The sequence below is a fragment of the Dyadobacter sp. genome, from assembly GCF_039919315.1.
Classification (GTDB): domain Bacteria; phylum Bacteroidota; class Bacteroidia; order Cytophagales; family Spirosomataceae; genus Dyadobacter.
Genome location: NZ_JBDSFX010000033.1, coordinates 112,641 through 137,048, shown reverse-complemented (window position 1 = coordinate 137,048; position 24,408 = coordinate 112,641). Strand labels below are relative to the sequence as shown.

The 24,408-nt window shown below is 45.0% G+C and carries 18 protein-coding genes and 1 tRNA gene; 9 read left to right on the top strand and 10 right to left on the bottom strand.

What is annotated here, in order from left to right; translation table 11 throughout:
* Positions 1 to 3,306 carry a phage tail tape measure protein gene (locus tag ABIO93_RS09785; protein WP_348066998.1) on the top strand — a complete coding sequence of 1,102 codons (3,306 nt, stop codon included), beginning with the start codon at positions 1 to 3 and terminating at the stop codon, positions 3,304 to 3,306.
* A gap of 335 nt (positions 3,307 to 3,641) precedes the next feature.
* On the top strand, positions 3,642 to 4,085 hold the full coding sequence (locus tag ABIO93_RS09780; protein ID WP_348066996.1) for a hypothetical protein: 444 nt from the start codon (positions 3,642 to 3,644) through the stop codon (positions 4,083 to 4,085).
* A 116-nt stretch (positions 4,086 to 4,201) separates the two neighbouring features.
* Here ABIO93_RS09780 and ABIO93_RS09775 read toward each other — a convergent pair whose 3' ends face one another.
* Entirely contained in the window at positions 4,202 to 5,467 is a 1,266-nt protein-coding gene (locus tag ABIO93_RS09775; protein WP_348066994.1) for a phage integrase SAM-like domain-containing protein, read from the bottom strand.
* A 213-nt stretch (positions 5,468 to 5,680) separates the two neighbouring features.
* Positions 5,681 to 5,752, bottom strand: a tRNA-Glu gene (locus ABIO93_RS09770).
* 253 nt (positions 5,753 to 6,005) lie between these two features.
* On the opposite strand from ABIO93_RS09770, the gene ABIO93_RS09765 reads away from it, so the two are divergent.
* Complete coding sequence (locus tag ABIO93_RS09765) at positions 6,006 to 8,495, top strand: M14 family zinc carboxypeptidase (RefSeq protein ID WP_348066992.1); 2,490 nt, start codon at positions 6,006 to 6,008, stop codon at positions 8,493 to 8,495.
* A 71-nt stretch (positions 8,496 to 8,566) separates the two neighbouring features.
* Here the strand turns inward: ABIO93_RS09765 and aroQ are convergent, their stop codons facing one another.
* Complete coding sequence (gene aroQ, locus ABIO93_RS09760) at positions 8,567 to 8,980, bottom strand: type II 3-dehydroquinate dehydratase (RefSeq protein WP_348066990.1); 414 nt, start codon at positions 8,978 to 8,980, stop codon at positions 8,567 to 8,569.
* Between the two features lie 40 nt (positions 8,981 to 9,020).
* On the opposite strand from aroQ, the gene xerD reads away from it, so the two are divergent.
* Complete coding sequence (xerD, locus tag ABIO93_RS09755) at positions 9,021 to 9,917, top strand: site-specific tyrosine recombinase XerD (protein WP_348066988.1); 897 nt, start codon at positions 9,021 to 9,023, stop codon at positions 9,915 to 9,917.
* A gap of 1 nt (position 9,918) precedes the next feature.
* On the opposite strand, the gene ABIO93_RS09750 is transcribed toward xerD, so the two are convergent.
* Together ABIO93_RS09750 and ABIO93_RS09745 are read right to left on the bottom strand one after the other, a co-directional pair.
* Positions 9,919 to 10,131, bottom strand: a complete 213-nt coding sequence (locus ABIO93_RS09750; protein ID WP_348066986.1) for a hypothetical protein — start codon at positions 10,129 to 10,131, stop codon at positions 9,919 to 9,921.
* Entirely contained in the window at positions 10,124 to 10,630 is a 507-nt protein-coding gene (locus tag ABIO93_RS09745; protein ID WP_348066984.1) for a histidine phosphatase family protein, read from the bottom strand. Before ABIO93_RS09745 ends, ABIO93_RS09750 begins: the two co-directional genes overlap by 8 nt.
* 196 nt (positions 10,631 to 10,826) lie before the next feature.
* Between ABIO93_RS09745 and sppA the strand changes: the two genes are divergently transcribed.
* Entirely contained in the window at positions 10,827 to 12,593 is a 1,767-nt protein-coding gene (gene sppA, locus ABIO93_RS09740) for a signal peptide peptidase SppA (protein ID WP_348066982.1), read from the top strand.
* A 58-nt stretch (positions 12,594 to 12,651) separates the two neighbouring features.
* Here the strand turns inward: sppA and ABIO93_RS09735 are convergent, their stop codons facing one another.
* From ABIO93_RS09735 to metH, 4 genes are all read right to left on the bottom strand, one after another.
* A complete protein-coding gene (locus tag ABIO93_RS09735; RefSeq protein ID WP_348066980.1) occupies positions 12,652 to 13,572 on the bottom strand; it encodes a YihY/virulence factor BrkB family protein in 921 nt (306 codons plus the stop codon).
* A 234-nt stretch (positions 13,573 to 13,806) separates the two neighbouring features.
* Positions 13,807 to 15,045 carry a nucleoside transporter C-terminal domain-containing protein gene (locus tag ABIO93_RS09730; protein ID WP_348066978.1) on the bottom strand — a complete coding sequence of 413 codons (1,239 nt, stop codon included), beginning with the start codon at positions 15,043 to 15,045 and terminating at the stop codon, positions 13,807 to 13,809.
* A 94-nt stretch (positions 15,046 to 15,139) separates the two neighbouring features.
* A complete protein-coding gene (locus tag ABIO93_RS09725; protein ID WP_348066976.1) occupies positions 15,140 to 15,688 on the bottom strand; it encodes a nuclear transport factor 2 family protein in 549 nt (182 codons plus the stop codon).
* A 198-nt stretch (positions 15,689 to 15,886) separates the two neighbouring features.
* A complete protein-coding gene (metH, locus tag ABIO93_RS09720; protein WP_348066974.1) occupies positions 15,887 to 19,711 on the bottom strand; it encodes a methionine synthase in 3,825 nt (1,274 codons plus the stop codon).
* Positions 19,712 to 19,904: 193 nt separating this feature from the next.
* On the opposite strand from metH, the gene ABIO93_RS09715 reads away from it, so the two are divergent.
* Entirely contained in the window at positions 19,905 to 20,381 is a 477-nt protein-coding gene (locus ABIO93_RS09715; protein ID WP_348066972.1) for an Lrp/AsnC family transcriptional regulator, read from the top strand.
* A 54-nt stretch (positions 20,382 to 20,435) separates the two neighbouring features.
* On the opposite strand, the gene ABIO93_RS09710 is transcribed toward ABIO93_RS09715, so the two are convergent.
* Positions 20,436 to 21,050 (bottom strand): hypothetical protein, encoded by a 615-nt coding sequence (locus ABIO93_RS09710; RefSeq protein ID WP_348066970.1) that lies wholly within the window; start codon positions 21,048 to 21,050, stop codon positions 20,436 to 20,438.
* A 234-nt stretch (positions 21,051 to 21,284) separates the two neighbouring features.
* Between ABIO93_RS09710 and ABIO93_RS09705 the strand changes: the two genes are divergently transcribed.
* The 3 genes from ABIO93_RS09705 (at position 21,285) to ABIO93_RS09695 (ending at position 24,377) form a co-directional block, all read left to right on the top strand.
* On the top strand, positions 21,285 to 21,899 hold the full coding sequence (locus tag ABIO93_RS09705; RefSeq protein ID WP_348066968.1) for an RNA polymerase sigma factor: 615 nt from the start codon (positions 21,285 to 21,287) through the stop codon (positions 21,897 to 21,899).
* A complete protein-coding gene (locus tag ABIO93_RS09700) occupies positions 21,889 to 23,400 on the top strand; it encodes a hypothetical protein (RefSeq protein WP_348066966.1) in 1,512 nt (503 codons plus the stop codon). Before ABIO93_RS09705 ends, ABIO93_RS09700 begins: the two co-directional genes overlap by 11 nt.
* A 92-nt stretch (positions 23,401 to 23,492) precedes the next feature.
* A complete protein-coding gene (locus ABIO93_RS09695; protein ID WP_348066964.1) occupies positions 23,493 to 24,377 on the top strand; it encodes a phosphatase in 885 nt (294 codons plus the stop codon).
* The last annotated feature ends 31 nt before the right edge of the window (positions 24,378 to 24,408 follow it).

Below are 24,408 nucleotides of genomic sequence, written 5' to 3'. Positions count from 1 at the left end.
ATGGCAAAGAAAGTCAATGAGCAGGCCGTCATCGAGCTGATCATTAATGGCGAAAAATCCAAGACGACCATCAAGGAAGTCCGTACCACCATGATCGGTCTGGAGCGTCAGCTGTACAACATGAAAAAGGAGGATGACCCGGCAGGGTTTGAAAAACTCCGCAAGCAGGCTGAAAAAGTCCGTGCTGCACATCAGGCCATGGTCAATGAAGTCCGCGGCGGGTCAGGTTCCTTTAAAGATTTCCTGTCCAACTGGAAAAACATTACCGGCGCACTTACCGGAGCAGCTGCTGCTATTTATCTTTTTCAGATGGCATTTTCATTCCTTCCCGGATTGATCGCTACATCGGGAAAACTAGCGGATTCATGGGCAGACGTCCGTAAACAGACCGGCCTTGCCGGCGCTGAGCTGACCAGGTTCAAAGATGACCTTCGCAGTATCGATACCCGCACACCGGTCGAAGAGCTCAGAAAGTTAGCCGTCATCGCTGGTAAGCTAGGTTATGAGTCGCGGGAAGATGTATTGTCCTTCGTTAAAACTGCCAATATTCTCAGCGTTGCCCTGGCGGAAGATCTGGGCGGCAACATCGAGGACTCCCTCAATGATATAGGCAAGCTCACGCAAATCTTCGGTCTCGAGGAAGAATTTGGCATTGAAAAAGCGATGCTAAAGGTTGGATCGGCTATTAACACGGTCGGTGCCAGTAGCCAGGCTAATGAGGGCTTCCTGGTCAACTGGGCCAAAAAGTTCGCCGGCATTGCGCCAAATGCCGGGATCAGCATTGCCGATACGATCGGGATGGCCGCGGCGTCAGATATCCTGGGTCAGTCTGTCGAGCTGTCGGCAACTAACATCGGTAAGATGATTATTGCCATGGGAAAAGACGTTCCCTACTTTGCCAAGGTGGCTCGGATGTCGGTTAAAGAATTTTCCAACCTGCTTAAAACGGACGGGAATGAGGCATTTCTGCGTGTACTGGAAGGCGCAAAAAGCTCTACGAAGGGTGTTGAAGGCCTTGCAAAAACACTTAAAAACCTGGGGATTGAAGGCTCGGAAGGTGCTCAGGTTTTGGGTGCTTTTGCGAAAAATACCGAACTGGTCCGAAAACAGCAGGATATCGCCAACGCGTCATTCGAAAAAGGGACTTCTGTGATCGATGAGTACAACATCAAGAACCAGAACACTGCTGCAATCCTGGAAAAGATACAGAAGAAACTTACGGGCTGGATGGAAGATGGTGCAGAATTTCTTAACCCATTCATTCAGATGGCCGGAAAGCTGTTTGGTGTAGTTACCGAGCTGGACATCCAACTAGAAAAGCTTACTGCACAGCAGGAAAAAGTAGTCCAGGTAGAAAGTAAATTTCCTGCGCTGCTTCGCCGGTACGATGAGCTAAAATCGAAAACAAACTTATCAGGGGTCGAGCAAAAGGAGCTGAAAAAAATAATCGAGCAGATCACAGATCAGGTTCCCGAGGCTGCAACATCGTTTGATATCTACGGAAAAGCCTTGGACATTAATAAGGACAGGGTAACCGAGTTTATTGCTGGGCAAAAATCGTTGTTGGAAGCCATGCGTCAGACCAGGCGCGAACTATTGAAAGACGAGCTCGCTGATCTGAATGAGCGCGCACGCTTGGTACAATACGAGCTGAACCTGCGAAAAAAATACACGGTCAACAGTGCTGGCCAGACAGTGACCTCTGATTTTACACAAGAGGATCTAGCAATTCGCAGAAAAGAAGCGCAGCGTCTGAACGATGAGATTAAAAAGCGCACCCGGGATTTGGCAGGCTTGGAAGGAATCGACACCATTGATGTAAGAAGAACAGCGCGATATGGACCCAAAAAACCAAAAGTAGCAGAGAACGATGAAGACAATAAGGATCCGGATTTTGCTACGAAAGATGAAATAGAAAAAGCCCGTAAGGAACGTGAAAAACTGAATGAAGATCTGTTAAAAAATCAGCAGCAGCTGACCATGGGCCTGATGAAGGAACATGAGAAGGAGCTCCAAGCGGTACAGTACAAGTACGACGAGCTCCGGAAACGTGCCGGCGCCAATGCGCAGCTGCTTACGCAGATCAACGAGCAGCAGGCTCAGGATGTCTCCAATATCACCGCTAAATACAATAAGAAACACCTGGCGGACTTTGACAAAATGATCCGCGCGCAGTATGATCATGTTACGGCCGCAAAAAAGGACGAGCTTGAATATGACCAGAAACGCCTGGACGATGCAGCCAAACGCCGGGATAAAGAGCTCTTTGAGATTAATGATCATTACGTACGTGAGATTGCCCTGGCTAAATCCAAGGGAGAATCGATCGTTGCACTGGAAGCAGAATGGAAACAAGAAGTTGAAAAGCTCGCAGCGGAACGTACCAAAAAGAGCACGGACAAGTTTTTAGAAGGAGTTTTTGATAGCTACCGGAGCGAGCTGGCGATCGCCGACGAGCAGGGCAGTAGTAAAGAGGAAATAGTACGCTCGCACCTGGAACGTCTCCGAATCATGCGCGAAGAGTATGGCGCCCTGGATCTGGAACAACAAAAGCGGATCAACTCGGAAATTGCAAAATCCGATCGCGAGTTGCTTGCCATTAAACTCGATCAGATTAACAAAACCGGTCAGGCTATGAGCGCCGGCGGTCAGGTGATCAGCGACGTATTAAGCCTGGCAGCTAACAACCAGAACGAATATGCAGAGTTTCAGAAAGCGCTAGGCCTGTTCCAGATCGCAGTCGACACCGGTACAGCTATCGCGTCAGCCGTGGCCACAGGAACGAAAGGAGATCCTTATACCGTTGCAGCCCGGATCGCTACGGCAGTAGTAGCCGTTACGGCCGCTATGCTAAAAGCCAAGCAGATAATCAATTCGACCGAGCAGCCCGGCACACCGGCGTTCAGGGCCGATGGTGGGCCAACTGATCTTACCAGTATCCAGGTCGATAAAAGCGGAAGCCCCGCCGGTTGGGTCAGCAGGCCGACACTTTTCTCACTTGGGCGACGTAGCTATGTGGCCGGTGAAGCTGGTGAAGAGTATGTGATCAGTCAGCCGATGCTCAGAAACCCAATCGTTGCCGATTTTGCAAATATGCTTGAATCCATGCGAATGAGCCGGACCTTCGCCTCCGGAGGAAGTACCGCGATGCCGGCAGCAACTCCACAGACCACTCAGGATCCCCAGCTCTCTGAAGTTATTCGTCTTCTGAAAGAGCAATCCAAGAAGCCGACCGGCTGGAACTACAGTATTTTCGAACGGTACCGGGATTTGATCGATAATACCCGGGGACGGGCCAGCGCGTAGAAGCGTATTATTTTTGTAGATTTGAAAAAGAAAATGCCTGGTAGGCCGCTAAACTTTCCAGGCATTTCTATAAACTAAAACACTGACAAAAATAATGGCTTTCAAGTACAAGTGCCACAAGTGTGGTGAAAAAAATATTGTGGCTACGGCTGACTTTTTAAATAGTGGGCTAGGTCACGGCGGTGCAATGGCAGACCAATTAGGATGGGGAGGTGTGATGATGGGAAACGGGCCATTGGGTAGACCCGGGAATCCATTCGGAGGAAGAGCTCCGATCACAAAAATCGAGCATAAGTGTAAACATTGCGGAGAAAAAAACATACTTAACAAAGCACATGGATAAAGACCAGGAAGAACCTGAAGAAGAAATTGTTTTTTTGGAAGCTCATGCACCAACAGAAAAAGAGCTATTCTACCTCGATTGGGCTAGGGATATGATCAAAAACCAGTTTACACTGGCTAATGATCAGTTGAAACATATCATTTCGCTCTGCGTGGCGTTGTTAAGCGTCAGTGTCATTTTTGAGAAGCTTTTCGAATCGGATCCGCAAGCGAAGTTTTTTACCGTCCTTCTGTTTTTCATCGCCCTGGTGTTTGCCTGTGTGGGTATTAATCCGTTCTCGCGTAATATCTGGCTGAACAGCCCGAGTGAGATCGAAAAATTTCAGAAACAGGCCATGCATTACAAAAAGGTTTGTTATGGCCTGGCTTCAGTATTTCTCGTCTTTGGCATTGCGATGATTGTTTTCAGCGTTGCTCGTCAGGCATTTGGATTTTGAAATTTTTAAAAGCAACTGTGAGTGCAGGTACGGTTCTTGTTTAAATATACTTATATAAGGTTTCAATACGAAGCCCCCCAAAATCAAGCAGCCGGCCAAATTGGCCGGCTGTCTTTTTATGAAGCCCTGACAAGTTGGGTGAACTTTTCTAAATTAAATGGCAAGGTCACGTTTGCCTTCTTCAGGTCGTGTAAAACCCTCGCCGGCATCACCGATGAATAATTTCTAAGCTGCCTCTCATTTGTGTGACCCATCATGAACATTAAGGTTCGGGGCTTGACCATATATTCATTTTCCATCATGCTGGAAAATGTCTGGCGAAAACTCGAAGTGCTGAGCGAGAACGGTATTTTGCAGACGTCTCCTAACACTTTCAACATTTTGTTGAGATCAGATATCTCTGGTCGCGGTAATTTTTCGACGCCGCCGTACTTTTGGATAACATCCAAAGCATGCGGCAAGAGTGGAATTATCGAATAAATGCTGGATTTGTCTCGCTCCTTCTTTATGAACCATTCGCCCGTTTCCACCTGGATTAAATGCCTATCGAGCAGGCTTAAATAGTCAGTGTAGGACAATCCCGTACAATAAAGAAATATGGCCACGTCTTTTTCCCTGGACAGTGTGACCAGGTCACACTTGTATAGTCGAAGCCGCATTGAGGGAGTAAGGTATTCGGGCGGTGCTGTGTCGGTGTATTCCAACCCCATTTCACCAATTGGATTGCTCCTAATATATTTCTTATTGATTCCGTACTTCAAGGCTTTATTGACAAATGTCAGATGCTTGTTAATTGTATTTGTGCACCATCGTTTTACTCCATCTTCACTACAATAGTCGATCATCCAGAGTTGAAAGTGTTCAAAATGATCAAATGAAAAATCATGAATGTAGAGCTTAGACAGACCATGTGCGGTCAAAAATTCGTGCAAGTTCTGGCGGCGCGTTCGATAGGTCAACATTGTCTGCTTCTTCCGTTTCGGACGCAAGGCTGCGATCAACTCATCAACAACCTCTATTACTTTTTTTACTATAGGCCTTGGTCGTGGATTGAGGTACTCAGCTTTGATGGTCTCGGCTGTGAGTGGCAACTCTAGCTCTTCCATGTTTTCAGCTGCACGAATTACATTTTTCTGAATGGAACGAAGTTGCTCGTTTAATAAATCTCCGAGATAGTAACTGAAACTTATGGGATTTTCACGCGTAGACCGCTTTACCTCACTAGATCCAGGGGCCATCCAATATTTGGTGGGAATCTTAATTTTTGTACTGAAATGCGTACACTTCTGCCCATTAAACTCAATCGCCGCGTAAATCGCACATCGCTTTTCTGGGTGGGCGCTCTCTCTGCCTCTTAGAAAGAAGCTAACTGTTGGTGCCATTTTTTTTTAGAGAATCCAATCATTATTTAAATCTGGAAGGTGAATAATATCCTGCATTTAAATAACTGTAAGTGACACATGCAAAACTGTAAGTGAATTTGTTAGTATGTCGCCTGAAAAGCTGGAAAACAAAAAAAGCCTGCTTAATAGCAGACTTCCATTGTAGCTGATTCGCCAAAAAAATGATTGAAAGTGCTTTCTTCGCACGGTTTGTGACCCATAGGGGAATCGAACCCCTGTTTCAACCGTGAAAGGGTCGTGTCCTAACCGCTAGACGAATGGGCCGACTGGTCTCCTACTTCGCGCGTTTTTTTGCACTTTCTTTCACTTTGCGATTCCTTTTTCCGAAATCGTGGTGCAAAGATGCACGGTTGATTTCTAAATTGCAACTGCCAGGTGGAAATAAAATTGAAATATTTTTTACTCCGCTCATTTCCAGCAGAGTAAATTGAAAAGTTTTTTTTATCCGCTGCCCCATGCCGGTAAATTCAGTGAACTTTCTAAATTTGGGTTTACAGGTTTCCACAAATCACTTCCTATGACCAAACTTATCCGGTACGTCCTGTTACTCCTACTAACACACCAAGCCTTCGCGCAAAATATTACCCCCGACGAATACCTCGGATTTCCGCTCGGTTCCAAATTCGCCTTCCATAGCCAGATCACCGACTATATCAATACTTTGCAGGCCAAAAACCCGGACCGTATGAAAATTACGCGCTATGGAACGACCCATGAAGGAAGACCTTTGATGGTAGCATTCATTGCGTCACCGGAGAATATGACCAAGCTGAATACAATCCGGGAAAACCATTTGAAGAGCATTGGTATGCTCCCCGGCAAGCCCGATGCCAGCGTTCCGCCCATCGTGTGGCTGAGCTACAATGTCCACGGGAATGAGTCTGTGTCTGCCAATACCAGTATGAAAGTGGTGTATGAGTTGCTCAATAAAAACAATGCGCTCACCCAGGAGTTTTTGAAAAACATGGTGATCATGATCGATCCCTGCATTAACCCGGACGGATATGAGCGCTACTCGCAGTGGTACAACCGCGTACAAAACGCAACTCCGGACGTGACCACATTTGCATTGGAACACGACGAACCCTGGCCCGGTGGCAGGTTTAACCATTACCTGTTCGATCTGAACCGTGACTGGGCCTGGCAAACGCAAAAGGAGACACAGGAAAGAATTGTGTTATACAACCAGTGGATGCCGCATTTTCACGCGGATTTCCACGAGATGGGCCCGGCAAGAAGCTATTACTTTCCCCCTGCCGCCAAACCATACAATAAGGATGTTACCGCATGGCAACGCCAGTTTAACGAATTGATCGGCGAGTACTGTCGCAAGTATTTCGATAAAAACAACTGGGCCTATTTTACCAAAAATGACTACGACCTGTTTTATCCCAGCTACGGCGACACCTGGCCCACAGCTAATGGTGCCATCGGCGTTACTTACGAGCAAGGTGGTGGCGGACGTGCAGGACTGGCATTAGAACGTGAAGATGAGCACGATACGCTGACCCTCAAAAGCAGAATTGAACATCATTACGCGACGAGTCTCGCTACTTTGGAGGCAGTATTGTCCCAAAAAGACAAGGTAGTTTCCGAGTTTATCAAGTTTCATCAGGATGCGATTAATGCGCCTTCCGGAAACTTTAAAACTTACGTCATCAAAGCAAAAGGCAATGAAGAGCGTATCCGATCATTTGGCGCCTGGATGGAGAAACAAGGTTTCACTTATGGTATCGCTGGGAAATCGCTTTCCACCAAAGGTACCGAGCTCACAACGGTTACCGAGCAGGCCCTCAAAATCGAAAACAATGATTTGCTGATCACCGCCTATCAACCCAAGTCCAACTTGCTCCGCATTCTTTTTGATCCGAAACCGGTACTGGAAGACTCAGTTACTTACGACGTGACCAGCTGGGGGCTTGCTTATGTTTTTGGTTTAAAGGCTTATGGTTTGAAAGAAAAACTGGTTCCGGCAGCCTATCAACCCGGAAAAATAGACAACCCTGTATCGTCCACATCGCCCTACGCTTACATTGCCAACTGGTCGGAAGTGGAAGACGCCATATTTCTGGCTGATCTTTTAAAAAATGGTGTGCTGGTCAAAACTTCCAATGTGCCGTTTGAAATGGACAAAGTTTCCTACGGCGCAGGGACATTGATCATTACAAAAAAAGGAAATGAGAATGTCGCTTTTGACAAACTGGTCACCTCTCTTGCAACCAAGCATCACATTCAATTGATGCCCGTTAAAACCGGTTATGTGAGCTCAGGGCCAGATTTTGGCAGTGATAATGTAGTCGCCATCAAAGCGCCGAAAATAGTGGCTGTTTCGGGAGACGGCATCTCTCCTACCGCTTTCGGTGGCGTATGGCATTATTTCGAACAACAGATCAAATACCCGGTCACGATTGTCAGTGCGGCCAGACTGGCGAACCTGCCGTGGAACGAAATCGACGTATTGATCTTGCCGGATGGAAAATATGGCGACATCATTAATGACAAACACCTGGAAGCATTGCAGAATTGGGTAAGAAATGGTGGCAAGATCATCGCTATGGAACGTGCAACGGAGGCATTTATGAACAAGCCAGGCTTCTCCCTCAGCAAGAAGTTTTCTGACAAAAAGAAAGATGCAGATCTGTTTAAAAAATTTGGTGAGCAACAACGCGAAGAAGCCAGCGACTCGTCACCAGGAAGCATGTTCCAGATCACATTAGATCCTACCCATCCTTTGGCATTTGGTTGCAGTAAGGAATACTTCACCATCGTCCGCGACGCATACGAACGCGAATACCTCAAAGATGGCTGGAATGTAGGCTACCTGAACGAGGACGGATATAAGGCAGGCTTTGTAGGAACAAAAATGAGCGGAAAGCTAAAAAATACGCTGATCATGGGCGTACAGGACATGGGTCGCGGCCACGTTGTCTACCTCATGGACGATCCCATTTTCAGGGCGATGCTTTATAATGGGAAGATCTTGTTCAGTAATGCGGTGTTTAGGTAATGAGTGAAGTTTTAATGAGTGAATGAGTGAATATTTAATTCGAGGATTTCACTCATTCACTCATTCACTCATTAAAAATACCGCACCGCCAACTCGTAGCCTCGCAGCCCCAATCCGCAGATCATGCCTTTGCAGCGGGAGGTGAGGTAGCTGTGGTGACGGAATGATTCCCGGGCGTGGATGTTGGAAATGTGCACTTCCACGGCTGGCGTTGTTACCGCAGATAGCGCGTCGGCCAAAGCAATGGAGGTATGTGTATAACCGCCCGCATTGATCACGATTCCATCGAAATTAAAGCCAACTTCATGTACCTTGTCGATCAATGCGCCTTCGTGATTGGACTGGAAGTAATGCAGTTCGATTTCGGGGAACGTGCTTTTAAGCGTTTCAAAATAATCATCAAATGACTGATTGCCATAAACGCCAGGTTCACGCTTTCCCAAAAGATTCAAATTAGGGCCGTTCAGGATCAGTATCTTTTTCATTTGATAACACAAAATTTAATGTTTTTCTTCTTCCAATAATATGTGGCAAAGCTACATCAAACATTTTAAAAATTACCTGCGCCTCGAACGTTCGCTATCCGGGAATTCCGTGGATGCCTATGTGAGAGATGTGGAAAAGCTGGAAGAATTTCTGGAACTGGCCGAAATCGCATTACCGCCTGCAAAAATTATGGAAGAGCACCTGGCGGCTTTTCTAAAATACCTCTCCGAACTGGGCTTGGCTGCACATTCCCAGGCGCGCATGCTGTCGGGTATCAAGGCCTTTTTCAAATATCTTTTATTAGAAAACGAAATAACCGAAGACCCTACCGAGCTACTGGAATCCCCACGGCTTCCCCGAAAACTACCCGATGTACTTTCCTACGAAGAAATAGAATCCATGTTGGCCGCGATCGATCATTCCACGCCGGAAGGAACTCGAAATCGCGCTATTATGGAGGTGTTGTACAGTTCGGGTCTACGTGTTTCTGAGCTGACAGGTTTGCAGCTTACCCATTGCTATTTCGACATTGGTTTTATCCGGATTCTGGGAAAAGGTGATAAGGTAAGATTGGTACCAATCGGGAAGGAAGCCATTAAATACACGCAGATCTATCTTGACCATGTCAGAAACGAGATCGCCGCGCAAAAAGATAGTGAAGACATTGTTTTCCTGAACCGGCGGGGCGGACAGCTGTCCCGTGTGATGATTTTTTTAATGATCAAAGACACCGCCGAAAAAGCGGGAATACACAAAAATGTCAGTCCTCACACTTTCCGGCATTCATTTGCAACCCATTTAATTGAAGGCGGTGCAAGTCTGCGGGCGGTGCAGGAAATGCTTGGTCATGAATCCATTACGACTACTGAAATTTACACCCACCTCGACCGTGACTATCTGAGACAGGTTATCACCGAATTTCACCCCAGGTCTTAAGCTACTTTACTTCTTGCAAAAGTGAGTCCAGTTTAAGCGAATCAGCGTCGGGAGTAGCTCCGGGCAATGCGCGGTTGAGCTGCTTGGGTTTATTCCAGGGAGCCGTAGTGCGGCTAGACATATCGTAGGAAATGTAGGCGAACAGCGCTACAAACAATATAAAAACAATGATAAAGATCCGGCTGTTTTTGTTGGGCTTATTCGTTTCACTCATCTCCTCGTACCTGCTTGGGTGTTTTGTAAAGAACCAGATCTCCGGTTTTCGCGGATATCTCGTCCCATTTTTGTTCCTTAAATTCAATGATGGCGATCGCTCCTTTTTTCATGGAACCAATGCTGGAACCTGAAAGATATTCAGCGAAATAAGTAATGTCCGGGTTATGCCCGAAAAGAATCAGCGATGACGACGATTCTGCGACATGAGTAACTGCATGAAGGTATGCTCTCGGTCCGCCGTCGTAAATACCCGCCTGCGTTTGAATGTCCGCGACCGCTATTCCAAGCTGCTCGGCAATGACTTCCGCAGTTTTGTAGGCTCTTGAAGCAGGACTGGTAACATAGATATCCGGCTTGATCTTGTTCTCATCCAGCCATTTACCCATTGTCAATGCTTCCGCTAAACCTTTGTTGTTGAGATTTCTGTCAAAATCCTTAATCCTGAAAGTCTGATCCTCGGCAGTGGCGTGGCGGACTAAAATGAGGGTCTTTTTCATGCGTTTAATTTTTCTCAAAAATACAGAATCTCAATCGGTAAATATCTGCGTCGCGCATGAAAAAATTAGGTGTAATCATTTGACCATTTAAGCTGCGGAAACTACCTTTCGACATTATTTATTCTACCAACCGCGACAATTAATCCTTAATTTTGTTCCTTAGGTAACTGAATAGAAATCCATTATAAAGCATACCATGTTACAATTTTTTAAATATGTTCTGGCCACGTTCGTCGGAATAATCGTTTTTATCTTTCTCTCATTTTTCATCCTGGCTGGTATTGGCTCCATGCTATCATCCGACGATAAGGTGGTGGTGGAAGACAAATCAGTACTGAGGCTTGACCTTAACCAGCCTATCCAGGAAGTGGGAGTAGATAATCCTCTTGCCGACCTCGGCGGCCCATTTAGTGGAAATGAAAGTGTAGTGGGATTGAAGGACATCATGGAAGCATTGAAAAATGCCCAGGTTGACGATAAAATCAAAGGTATTTACCTAAAAACAGAAGGTCCCGAAGCAGGTTGGGCAACATTGGAAGAGATCAGAAACCAGTTGCTTGAATTCAAAAAATCGAAGAAATTCATTGTTACCTACGGCGAAACATACTCTGAAAAAGGATACTACATTGCCTCGGTGGCAGACAAAATATACCTTAACCCTGCCGGTGGACTTGAATGGAATGGTTTGTCAGCTGAGTACAGCTTTTTTAAAGGTACTTTTGACAAGCTGGAAATCAAACCATTGGTATTCCGGGTTGGAGAATTCAAAAGTGCAATTGAAATGTTCTCACGTCAGGATATGAGCGAGGCGAGTAAAAAGCAGTCTATCGAATTAATTCAGGCTATCAATAACAACTTCCTGAAAAACATCTCCGCTTCCCGCAACATTTCCACGGAAGAATTGAAAGGATTGGCCGACTCCCTGGCCGTTGAAGATCCTAAGTCGGCATTGAAATACAAATTTGTAACTAACCTCGGTTATCAAGACGAATTGGAATCAGTTTTGAAACGTGATCTGAAAATCGAGGAGAAAAAGAATATCTCTTACATCGGCGTTGATAAATACCTGAAGGGTGACAGCAAGATCAAGGAAGGTGATTTTAATAACCGTGTAGGCGTGTTAGTAGCAGAAGGTGAAATCACCAGCGGCGAGGGCGGCGACGAAAGCATTGGTTCTGAAAAATTTGTAAAAGAATTGAAAGAGATCCGCGAGAATGACAAGATCAAAGCGATTGTGATCCGCATCAATTCTCCGGGCGGAAGTGCGCTTGCCTCAGACGTAATGTGGAGAGAAATTCAGCTTACTGCTAAAAAGAAACCCGTCATTGCATCCATGTCCGATGTAGCAGCATCAGGTGGCTACTATATGGCAATGGGTTGCGACAAAATCGTCGCACAGCCTAATACCATCACTGGCTCCATCGGTATTTTCGGACTGATCTTCAATGTGACTGACTTTATGAATAACAAGCTGGGTATCACCTTCGATGGCGTGGGTACCAGCCCTCATGCGGACTGGCCTACTGCAACCCGTGAAATGACTGATTTTGAAAAATCGAGAATTCAGAAAAGTGTGAATGAAGGATATGAAACATTCACCAAAAAAGCAGCTGCGGGTAGAAAAATGCCCGTTGAAAAGCTAAAAAGTCTTGCTCAAGGCCGTGTATGGTCAGGTGTTGAAGCCAAAGAAAATGGCCTTGTGGATGTTTTGGGAGGTGTAGACGATGCAATTAAAATTGCCGCAAAAGCCGCGAAACTGAAAGAAGGTGACTACCGCGTACGTTACTATCCTGAGAAGAAAAGACCGCTGGACGAGATCCTGACCAAAATCATGGGTGATACTGAGGAACAGGTCACGACGAAAACACTGGGAGATCTTGCGCCTTACGTCAAAATGTATAAAAAACTGATGAATATGGGCGGTACACAAACCAGAATGCCTTTTGAACTGATCATCAGATAATAGATAATTTGCTTAAACAAAAAAATCCCTGTCTCATCAACGACAGGGATTTTTTTGTTTAAGCTACTTCCTTACCAGTTTTTTCATCAAGTTCCTGACGCACAATGAGTACTGCATGTTTGTTAGGAGTAATGGCAACACCGTCCTGCCTGGCGTAAACCTTGGTAAATTCGGCTCCGAAGTACAATATAATGGACGAATAATAGATCCAGGTAAGTAAAATGACGATCGACGCCGAGGTGCCATAAGCCGCGCCCAGATCAGATTGCCCGAGGTAAAAGCTGATAATAAATTTGCCAATCGAGAACAATATGGCGGTAAAAGCCGCCCCTACCATACATTCCTTCCAGCGTAACTCCCCGTCCGGCAGCACTTTGAATATCACCGTAAATAATGCTGTAATGATCGTGAGTACAAGTCCCAGGTTGACAATGTAAAATAACACTACCGACGCCTCAGAGAACAGGCGCTCCAGCCTGTTGCTAAGCAGATCCACCAATGCACTGGCGCCAAGGGATACAACCAGCAAAAAACCGAGGGTAAGAATCAGCGAAAACGAAATGAGCCTATTTTTCAAATATTGCAACCAGCCTTTTTTAGGCTTTGACTTGATCGACCAGATGTAGTTGATAGAATCCTGCATTTCCGCAAAAACCCCGGTGGCACCGATCAGCAATGTGCCTATACCCAATGCTGCAGCAATTCCGGATTTATTGGAGAGTTCAGCATTTTTAAGGATTTCCTGCAACTGGGCCGCAGCGCTGGCACCTACCAACCCTCTTATCTGCCCGAAAAGCTCTCCCTGAATAGCGTCCCTGCCAAAAAATATACTGAAAACCGAAATGATTACCAAGAGCATCGGAGCCAGTGAAAATATGGTGTAGTACGACAATGCGGCGCTCAATTTCATGCCATTGTCATTCAAAAATTCATTGAAACTCTCTTTTAAGATAGAGAAGTATAGTTTGATATTCTTCATAAGTTCGGAGCAAATGTTGCTGACGTGTTGTGTTCTTTGAAGTTAGCTACAAATATCCATGCCACAGGCTACGCACAAAAATCTTCAAAGCTGTCGGGAAGATACGTCCACAGTAAAAAAGGGCGTTTTTCACCCGAGAGAGGCTCAGGGAATCGGTCTTTCAGAAAATAAATGTAAAAAGCCGTGTCGGAATGGTACTGGAGCGATCCGGTTGAAACTCTTTGAAGTATAGATTTAGAGTAACAAACCTGCGAGTGTAGCAGACATATAGGACGCCAAAGTACCGCAGATCAATGCTTTAAATCCTAGTCTTGCTAAATCAGCGCGACGTGAAGGTGCAAGTTCACCGATACCTCCCACCTGAATCGCTATGGAACTGAAATTGGCAAATCCGCATAATGCAAAACTGGTGATCACAATGGTTTTATGATCCAATGTGTCTTTCATTTTCACCATATCGAGATAGGCGACAAACTCATTGATCACCATTTTTGTGCCCATTAAGGAGCCTGCGGCTTCAATATCTTTGGACGGTACGCCCATAGCCCAGGCAAAAATGGAGAAAACCTTTCCTAAAATGTAATTGAAGCTAAGCTGCGGAAAAGAAAGCAATCCCCCAATGTAACCCAACAGATAATCAAGCAGCGCAACAAGTGCTATGAAGCCGATTAACATCGCAATTACATTGAAACCCACTTTCAAACCTTCGCTGGCACCGGCAGCTATGGCATCGAGCAAATTAGCATGCGTTTTCTGGATCTCTAATTTGACGGCACCTCTCGCATCTGACTGAAGTGTTTCGGGAAAAACTATTTTTGAAATAACTAATGCGCCTGGCGCTGCCATTAAGCTGGCAGCAATAAGGTAAGGTGCCGGTACGCCCAAAGATATATAGACAGCCATAACCCCTCCGGCTATACAAGCAAAACTACCTGTCATAGAAGCCATTAACTCAGAATTAGTCATATTCTTAAGGTAAGGCTTGATCATAATCTGCGCTTCTACCTGGCCTACAAAAGTGCTGGCTACATTTGAAAGTGCTTCTACTCCACTGACACCCATTAACCAGTAAACCAATCTTGCAATGAAAGAAACTACCCTTTGCATGATGCCAAGGTGATACAGCATGTTGACTAAAACAGCAACAAAAATGATTGTAGGGATAATCTTGAAAAAGAATACAAAGTCGTTACCGGGACCGAAAGCGCGTTGCATCAGATCGGGCCGTACGAGCGTGCTAAAAACAAAATCGGCACCCTTATCTGAGAAGGAAAGTAATTTTTGAACTTTTTCGCCTAACCATTGAAAAACGGCCTGGCCTATGTCTGTGCGAAGAATGAAAACGGCAAGTCCGAATTGGAGTGCAAGCCCTACGCCTACTGTTCGGTAATTAATTGCTTTTCTATTGTTCGACATTGCGAAGGCAATGCCAAGAATCAAAATAATACCTAGCAGTCCCGTAAACCTTTCCATAAATATTCCGTTGTCACTTTTTTTCCAAAGGTGCAAAATAACAACAAAATACTTGTAAGTTACCTATGACTCAAAATATCAGGAACCAGCCCAATTATTTGCTTGATTTGTCTGATTCTCTGGCGGAAGCGGAAAGGTCTGACTGGCGATGGATAATTTTCCAGGAATTGGCTTCCTTACGAAAGAGCACTGTTACATGCAGATCGATTACTCTTCCGTTTGCAAGCTTGTAGTGTTCTTTTTGCAGCAGATAACCCTGATCTCCTGCTTCATGACTTGCTATTTTTTCAAAAGTGTATGTTGATTCTTTGGATAGCTGCTTACTGGTGGCATTTAATGTGGCTTCCACTGCCTTCCAGCCTTTGATTTCGCCAACCGCTTTCTCGTCAAAAATCGTCACGTCTTCTTTGTGAGACCACATTGATTTTGCCAGGTCCGGGTTACCATTCGAGAGTTCGCTGTTGGCCTGTTGTAATTTCTCAATGGCTGCATTAAACGACTCTACCGGGAAAGTTTTGGGAGAAGCTGCGTTGCTGTAACCTGCTGTGATCACATTTTGGTTAACCTCCCGTGCTTTTGTTCTGTATTTAAATGAAGAGGCAAGCAGGATCAGTAGGATAAATACGGAAATATTTCTTTTCATGGCTAATAGATATTAATTCTCTTAAATCCGGTTACAAATATCTCAGGTAAAATATTTAGAAAATAGAGTATAAATACCTGATTGTAATGCGTGGTTCCACTTAAATACGCCTTTCGTCAAAAAAAATTATATTTCGGACACAAAAAAATGGAGAACGGTTTACACCATTCTCCATCTGAACCTGATTACTACTTTACATTAATATCCCAAAACCGGCGAAAGCCATTTTTCAATTTCTTCCAGCGGCATATTTTTTCTCCGTGCATAGTCCTCAACCTGATCATTAAATATCTTACCCACAGGGAAATACCGGCTATCCGGATGAGAGAAATACCACCCACTCACGCTGCTCGCGGGATACATCGCATAGCTTTCTGTGAGGGTAATTCCCAGTTGCTCTGCGCCCAGCAAATCGAACAGCATCCGCTTCTCAGTATGGTCGGGGCAGGCAGGGTAACCTGGTGCGGGACGTATACCTGTATATGCTTCCTTAATGAGGTCTTCATTCGTAAAATCTTCGCTACCCACATAACCCCACAATTCCTGCCGTACCCTTTCGTGCATCAATTCGGTGAGTGCTTCCACAAGCCGGTCGGCCAGTGCTTTCACCATAATGCTATTATAGTCGTCATGGTCTTTCTCGTATTTGTCAAGAAGAGCCTCTATACCGATCCCGGCCGTTACCGCAAATCCGCCAAGATAGTCTGTTTGCCCTGTTTCCAGCGGTGCGACAAAATCTGAAAGACAATAATTAGGCAGGTTAGATGCTTTCTGGCTTTGCTGTCTCAAATGATGCAGCACTACCGCCGTGTCTGCAACCAGTTCTCCTGCATTCAGGTTCTCAAATCCCTTTTGACTGATCTTGTACTCAATGTGCTGGTGCGAACCGTGTCTTTCACAAGCCACTTCACGGGTTTGTTCCTCAAAATGATGCAGTACGATGTCGTCCTGGATAGAATTCGCTGGCCAGAAACCGATTACTGCCTTTGCTTTTAAAGTTTTGTCGCGAATTATTTCTCCCAAAAGCACCGCAGCATCTTCAAAAAGCTTCATTGCTTCCGATCCAACCACTTTATCTTCAAATATTTTGGGATACTTGCCGTGTAACTGCCAGGTCTGGAAGAATGGTGTCCAGTCAATGTATTTCGCAATGTCAGCCAGTTCATAGTCATCATAAACCCTCGTTCCTAAAAACTGGGGCCTGGTGGCTTTGAAGTTACTCCAATCAATTTTTGCTTTATTATTTCTCGCCTTATCAATGGCCACATGCGCCTTTTCGTTTCCTCTTTTCGCGTGATCGTCACGAAGTTTGGCATACTCTGCTTTGATATTCAGCAACACATCTGCCTGGCTTTGATCGCTTTGGATCAGCTTACCCGCAACAGGCACTGAGCGTGAAGCATCTAGCACGTGAATAACCGCACCGGAATAATTGGGGTCGATTTTCACCGCCGTATGTATCCTCGAAGTGGTAGCTCCGCCGATCAGCAAAGGCATTTTGAAATTCCGACGTTCCATTTCCTTCGCTACACCCACCATTTCGTCCAATGATGGCGTGATCAGTCCTGAAAGACCAATAATGTCAACGTTATGCTCAATCGCAGCAGCGAGTATTTTGTCCGTGGGCACCATTACGCCGAGGTCAATGATCTCGTAGTTATTGCAACCCAAGACAACACCCACGATATTTTTCCCGATATCATGCACATCGCCTTTTACGGTAGCCAGCAAAATTTTGCCTGCCGAATTATTTCCCTCACTTTTCTCAGCTTCAATATAAGGCTGTAAATAAGCAACTGCCTTTTTCATCACCCTGGCCGATTTTACTACCTGAGGCAGGAACATTTTACCTTCTCCGAACAAGTCGCCCACAATACTCATTCCATCCATTAAAGGGCCCTCAATCACCTCCAATGGTCTGCTGAATAAATGCCGGCATTCCTCGGTATCCTCATCTATATAGTCTGAAATTCCTTTTACCAATGCGTGAGAAATACGCTCTTTGATCGGCAACAGCCGCCAGGTCAGGTCAGGGCCAGTTTGTGTTTTCCCTTTATCTTTAACGGTTTCAGCATAGGTTACCAAACGCTCGGTAGAATCCGGACGACGATTTAGCAATACATCTTCCACCAGTTCCAAAACATCTTTCGGTATCTCATCATAAATGCCTATCTGTGCAGCATTCACAATTCCCATATCCATTCCCGCCTTGATCGCGTGGTACAGAAATGCAGTATGGATAGCCTCACGGACAGGTTCATTACCCCGGAAACTGAACGACACATTGGAAACACCGCCCGATACTTTTGCATGTGGCAAGTTCTCCTTGATCCAGCGAACCGCATTAATGAAGTCGACAGCGTAGTTATTATGCTCTTCCATTCCGGTTGCTACCGTCAGGATGTTGGGGTCAAAAATGATGTCTTCTGCCGGGAAGCCCACTTCTTCTACCAAAATGCGGTAAGCCCGGGCACATATCTCTTTTCTGCGTTCCAGATTATCCGCCTGGCCTTGCTCATCAAATGCCATTACAACGGTGGCAGCGCCATAACGCAGCACATTCCTAGCCGACTCTCTGAATTTCTCCTCACCCTCTTTCAGAGAAATTGAGTTCACAATGGACTTTCCTTGTACACACTTCAACCCCGATTCAATGACTTCCCACTTAGAGGAATCGATCATGAGCGGGACTTTAGAAATATCTGGTTCGGAAGCAATAAGGTTCACGAATGTCTTCATAGCTTCTACGCCGTCGATCATTCCTTCGTCCAGGTTGACGTCGATCACCTGAGCGCCGCTTTCCACTTGCTCACGTGCGATGGCAAGCGCTTCTTCATATCTACTTTCACGGATCAGCCTGGCAAATTTCTTCGATCCGGTTACATTGCAACGTTCACCAATGTTAACAAAATTGGTCAATTCCGTGACTTTCATCGGTTCCAACCCCGACAGTTTCATGGTGGTATCAGCGGCCGGCAATGATCTTGGACTATATTTTTTCGCAAGATCCGCAATCACCTGAATGTGTCCCGGTGTAGTACCGCAGCATCCACCGATGATATTGATCAGATTATCCCTCAAAAATCCGTCAATAACCTCGCCCATTTGCTCCGGCGTTTCATCGTACTCACCCATCTCATTTGGCAAGCCTGCATTAGGGTGGGCAGATGTATAAAAAGGCGATTCTTTTGCCAAAATCTGTACATATGGCCTCATTAAGTCAGCACCCAGCGCACAGTTCAGGCCGACTGACAATAATGGCAGATGTGAAACAGAAGTCAGAAATGCTTCGGTAGTTTGACCAGATAATGTTCGTCCGGAAGCATCGGTAATAGTTCCGGAAATCATGATCGGCAATGTTTCGCCCTCAGCGATTCTCCAAGACGGAAGATGTTCTACGATTCCGTTTTTGGCATCCGTAAAAAATTTGTCTATTGCAAAAAGCGCAGCCTTTGCATTCAAAGTATCAAAAATCGTTTCAACGAGCAGCAGATCACAGCCACCATCGGTTAAGCCTTTGATTTGCTCATAATATGCTTCTACCAACTGATCAAAGCTGATCGCACGGTAGCCGGGATTGTTAACATCCGGCGATAATGATGCCGTACGATTGGTAGGTCCCATCGAACCGGCAACAAATCTCGGTTTGTCAGGCTCATTTTCAGTGAAAGTATCTGCTACTTCCCTGGCCAGACGCGCTGACTCGAAATTGAGCTCATATACCAGCTCTTCCATGCCGTAATCGGCCATCGCGATGGTGGTACCTGAGAAGGTATTAGTCTCCGCAATATCTGCACCTGCCTCAAAGTAAGCAGCATGAATTTCCTTAATGATATCAGGACGGGTTAACGAAAGCAGGTCATTATTTCCTTTAATGTCTTGTGGCCAATCGCTGAACCGTTCTCCCCTGTAATCATGATCCTCCAATTTGTAACGTTGGATCATCGTACCCATAGCGCCGTCAAGTACCAGAATGCGGGTTTTCAGAATATCACGGATATCTGCTTTTTGAGTTGCTACCATTTATTTTTTCTTTTAACTAACTGAATATATCTCGCCGGAAAAGCCAAAGACTTATAATGTCACAAATTTAACCCAATAGATGTTTTGTTCAAAAAAATCAAAAAATTCAGACGAATAATCTAGTGATTTCAAGTCTCATAAATTATTTATCTATATTCGACCCTTACAAAAAGTGAATAAAGATATTCTATCTATGTATAATCTGGATGATACTGACGCCAAAATCCTTCATTTCCTGCAACAGGACGCTACATTGAAAACACGGGAATTATCGGAAAAGTTAAACCTGTCGTACACACCGGTCTATGAGCGGGTACGGAGACTGGAAAAAGAAGGGGTTATCAAAAAATACGTGGCGCTTGTTGACAGAGAGAAAGTTGGAAAAAAGCTGATGGCATTTTGCAACATTGCACTCAAAGAACATTCCAAGTTCATGGGCGAAAAATTCGTAAAGGCCATCTCCGCCATGCCCGAGGTAATGGAGTGCTTTAATATCTCGGGTGATTACGATTTTTTGCTAAAAGTCGTGGTGGACGATATGTCGCAGTACCAGCAGTTTCTAATGCAAAAACTAGGTTCGCTGGAAAATATCGGAAGTACGCACAGCTTGTTTGTGATGGGTGAAATCAAAAATTCCTCGGCATTGAAAATGCTTCCTGAGAAAAAATAAATACGGGGCCGGAAAATCCAGCACCGTATTCCAACTCACCCCTAACAAAAGATTTTAATGTTTTTTATGTCGTTTCAGAGGTTGCTCCAACTCCTTATTGAATGTACCATCTGCATTGAATAACAATATCTTCACTTTATCGTCCAGCAGAATTCCCACAAAATACTCTCCCGCATCATTGGTACCCGCCAGCTTGATCGTGGCGCCCGCATAGGAGGTAGTAATGTAATTGGTAACTGCGGATGGTAATGCCGTAATCTCAATTTTAGTTAGCTTAGCCTTGTGTCCGTGTTGTTTCAGTTCTCCTTTAAAAGTACCGTCAGCATTGAATAAAAGTCCTTTTACTGTACCATCGGCGAGCGTAATGGCCACTACCACCTTACCTGCCTGATCCTTCGCCGCATACTTAATTTCTGAACCCGGGTAGGTAGTACTGATATACGATGTAATAGGCGCTGCCAGATCGGCCACTGCTACTTCCGTCAATTTACCTTTGCATTTACCAATCGTAACCGAATCCGTAGCCACCGAATATCTCGCCGCCGACTCCACCACACTTTCAAAATCAGAAGACTCCTCTACCGCATCCGGGCCCGCTGCATCATCATTCTGACAAGCAGTAAACCAGACGCTCGTCCATACAACCAACAAAAATGAAATTTTTTTCATGATCAACTCACGGGTTTTTGTGAATGTTTAAATACTGTTTTGTAGGGATTACGCCCCGTGAGAATGTACTGTTGCAATCGTCGTGCATTTTTTATCGTTTTTTTAGTCGCCACAACCGCCCCGCCTGCCTTTTGACACCATCCTATTTTTTTGTAATTTTTTGCAACATATTGATCGGGTACGGCGTAAGTCATTAGTAAGTAATTCGATCCCTGACAACTTGATACCCTGACTTTGCTTTTTGGAAGAAAAATATCCTTTAACGAAAACGACTTCAATACAGTCGTGACTGCTTGCATTGCTGGCAACAGTCAGGCCCAGCGGCATCTTTATAAACAGTTTTTCGGGTATTCGAAAAGCATTTGCCTTCGCTATACCGCCACGACCGAAGAAGCCGAAGAGGTATTAAATGAGGGATTTTTGAAGGTGTTCAATAATTTGGGAAAATATGATTGTAACCATCCATTTAAAGCCTGGTTACGAACGATTATGGTGAATACGGCGATTAGTTACTACCGAAAACATAAAAAGCATAGTGAGGATGTTATTTCACTGGAAGATGCTCCATATCCTAAATTTGAAGAAGACGTGATAAGCCAGATCACTGCAGACGAAATTCTGCAGCTGATCCAGCAAATAAAGCCTGTTTACAAAAACGTGTTCCTGCTTTACGTTGTGGATGGCTACAACCATCGAGAAATAGCAGACCTGTTGCAACTCAACGAAGCTACGGTGAGATCCCATTATGTTCGTGCCCGTGCCCGTTTGCAGCATTTGATTAAACAATATTACCCAAATCTCTTCCCAAGTGATTGGGCCGTAAAGTCATTCAGAGGAAATGAAAACTAATAAATTTGAGAACACTATACGCCGGAAACTAGAGAGTATCGAACCAGACTTTCAAGAGCAGGACTGGGCGCGTATGCAAAATTACATGCACGCACACACGCCGCCGACTTTCTGGCAACAATACAGTTCATGGGTAGGCTATGCCGCAGCCGCTTCGGTGACGACGGTGATGGCATTCCTCTATGTGAACCAGTTGTCGAAAAATGACCACCTGGTTTCCGATGTTAAAAATCTGCAGAATCAGATTGAGGTGATTAAAAACCAACCTGCTCTGGCTGCAAAAACGGATACAGTGTATCTGGTGCAGAAGGAAATCGCTCCTGAAAATGCCTACGCTACTCCACAGATTCAGGAAAATCGTTTGAGCTATTCCGAAGCACAAGTACCTGCGAGCCAGAATTCGTCCGAAGGAAATCAGGTTCAGGAAGGTTCAGCCGAGCCTAATAACGGCGTGCAAAATCGTCCTGATGTAACTTCTTCCAACATACCAGAGCCTGTTGCCGCTGTTCCTGGTGAAAATGCCAATCCATACGGATCAGGGAAAGTTAATGCATCCTATCCGCGTCAAAATCCCACATTTAGCCGCCCGCAAGAAACGGTGGAATTGGCAAAAAATGACATTCAGAAATCGCCCGGGTACGCCGACGTCACTGACAATGCGGGACAAAAAGTACTTGGGGCAGAATCGGAAATTTATACGATCGACAATGCTGTGGAGATGAACAATGGTTATGTGCTGTCAAGAAAAATGAATTACGATTTGGCAAACAGATTGTCGGTACGGCAGGTACAGAAGATTTTAATGCCTACTAATCATGTACAAATTGCGAAAGCTCCGGTTTCTGACAAAAAGGTAGAAAAAACGACGCAGACGGAAAATGTAATTCCAAAACTGCCTTTGAAAGTACCTTATCGTTTCGGCGGAGGTATTCAATTTGAAAAAGGTGGACAGGCGAAAACCATTGTCGCAGAGGTAATTGTGGCCAAGAAGTTTTCCATTTCGGCCGGAATCAGTTGGTTGAAAGTGAAGCCAATGGAGTTTTTCACTGAAAAAGTTTTCCGTGAAAAAAACAGAAAGGATTTTAAGCAAACTCATCCGGGCGAGGTCCCGCTGATATTTGAGATCTATAATATTAAAGTAAATCCGACGCTGGTTCAGATTCCGCTAACGGTAGCTTTCCGCAATACATTGAAAGATGACTGGGCCTATTATGCCGGGGTCGGTACCAATGTCAGAATTTCTTCCAGAGAACGTATATCGTATGACTGCCAGGCACCTAACAACCTGTTTTTCAATCAGGCTTTCGACAGAAAAACCAGTACACCGGCTGTCAACTCTGTTAATTTTTCATTGGGTATAGAAAAGACCTGGCACCCGATCGTGGTGCAGGCAGAAGGCTATCTGTTTACCTATTTCAAACCGCTCACACCGCTTAGCAACAGTGCTGGTCCAGGTGTAAAAGTGAAGTTATTATACCAGATAGGTGGTAAAAAAATGTAAATGACATATCTGAACTTTCATGAACAATAATAGATACTTGTTCATGAAAGTTCTATTTTTGGCTTTTATTTACTCCCCTATTTGACCTGCTTTTGAAATTCGCTGCAATAGATATTGGATCCAATGGTGCCCGTATGCAAATATCTTCGGTATTGCAGGACGAGGGCGTCTCCCGCTTTAAGAAAGTTGAATATGTCCGATTTCCCCTCCGGTTGGGACATGATGTTTTTACACAAGGCAGAATTACTTCCAATAGTGAAGACCGGATGATGAAGCTGATGCTTGCGTATCAGCTGCTTATGGAATTACACGAGGTGGACGATTATATGGCTTGTTCTACATCTGCCATGCGCGAAGCCGACAATGGTTACGAAGTGCGGGAACACATTGAGCAACGTACAGGAATACACATTCAGATCATCGACGGACAGAAAGAAGCCGAACTGGTTAATAACGTTGTCGTAAAATCCCTGGGTGAAGGCCAATACATTCACATTGATGTAGGCGGTGGTAGTACCGAGTTGAATGTATATAAGGATCGCCAGAAAATCGTGGCCAAATCCTTCAAATTGGGCTCTGTGCGCTTACTGGAAGGAAAAGAATCTAAAAACTCTTGGCTTAAAATTAAGGAGTGGATTAACCAGCATGTCGACTATACAATGCCCATTCAGGCCGTGGGGACAGGAGGTAACATTAACAAGCTCTTCGATCTTTCTTCGAAACTGACAGAAAGCTCCACCAGCCTGGACGAAATTATCAGAATGAAGGATTACATTTCTCAATTCACATTAGAGGAACGTATCAATAAGCTGCAATTAAATCCCGACCGCGCTGACGTAATCGTGCCGGCTGGAGATATTTATACTTCGGCGATGAAATGGGCAGGGGCAGAAGTGATTCATGTACCGGATGTGGGCTTAAAAGATGGTATGCTTCAACTGTTATATGACAGAGCATGCCGCAAAAAAAAGGCCTGAGACCAGGCCTTCTAAGAAACTCTTCACGATG

Coding starts and splice junctions, on each gene's coding strand:
- ABIO93_RS09785 (WP_348066998.1), top strand. CDS start 1: ATGGCAAAGAAAGTCAATGAGCAGGCCGTCATCGAGCTGATCATTAAT.
- ABIO93_RS09780 (WP_348066996.1), top strand. CDS start 3,642: ATGGATAAAGACCAGGAAGAACCTGAAGAAGAAATTGTTTTTTTGGAA.
- ABIO93_RS09775 (WP_348066994.1), bottom strand. CDS start 5,467: ATGGCACCAACAGTTAGCTTCTTTCTAAGAGGCAGAGAGAGCGCCCAC.
- ABIO93_RS09765 (WP_348066992.1), top strand. CDS start 6,006: ATGACCAAACTTATCCGGTACGTCCTGTTACTCCTACTAACACACCAA.
- aroQ (WP_348066990.1), bottom strand. CDS start 8,980: ATGAAAAAGATACTGATCCTGAACGGCCCTAATTTGAATCTTTTGGGA.
- xerD (WP_348066988.1), top strand. CDS start 9,021: ATGTGGCAAAGCTACATCAAACATTTTAAAAATTACCTGCGCCTCGAA.
- ABIO93_RS09750 (WP_348066986.1), bottom strand. CDS start 10,131: ATGAGTGAAACGAATAAGCCCAACAAAAACAGCCGGATCTTTATCATT.
- ABIO93_RS09745 (WP_348066984.1), bottom strand. CDS start 10,630: ATGAAAAAGACCCTCATTTTAGTCCGCCACGCCACTGCCGAGGATCAG.
- sppA (WP_348066982.1), top strand. CDS start 10,827: ATGTTACAATTTTTTAAATATGTTCTGGCCACGTTCGTCGGAATAATC.
- ABIO93_RS09735 (WP_348066980.1), bottom strand. CDS start 13,572: ATGAAGAATATCAAACTATACTTCTCTATCTTAAAAGAGAGTTTCAAT.
- ABIO93_RS09730 (WP_348066978.1), bottom strand. CDS start 15,045: ATGGAAAGGTTTACGGGACTGCTAGGTATTATTTTGATTCTTGGCATT.
- ABIO93_RS09725 (WP_348066976.1), bottom strand. CDS start 15,688: ATGAAAAGAAATATTTCCGTATTTATCCTACTGATCCTGCTTGCCTCT.
- metH (WP_348066974.1), bottom strand. CDS start 19,711: ATGGTAGCAACTCAAAAAGCAGATATCCGTGATATTCTGAAAACCCGC.
- ABIO93_RS09715 (WP_348066972.1), top strand. CDS start 19,905: ATGTATAATCTGGATGATACTGACGCCAAAATCCTTCATTTCCTGCAA.
- ABIO93_RS09710 (WP_348066970.1), bottom strand. CDS start 21,050: ATGAAAAAAATTTCATTTTTGTTGGTTGTATGGACGAGCGTCTGGTTT.
- ABIO93_RS09700 (WP_348066966.1), top strand. CDS start 21,889: ATGAAAACTAATAAATTTGAGAACACTATACGCCGGAAACTAGAGAGT.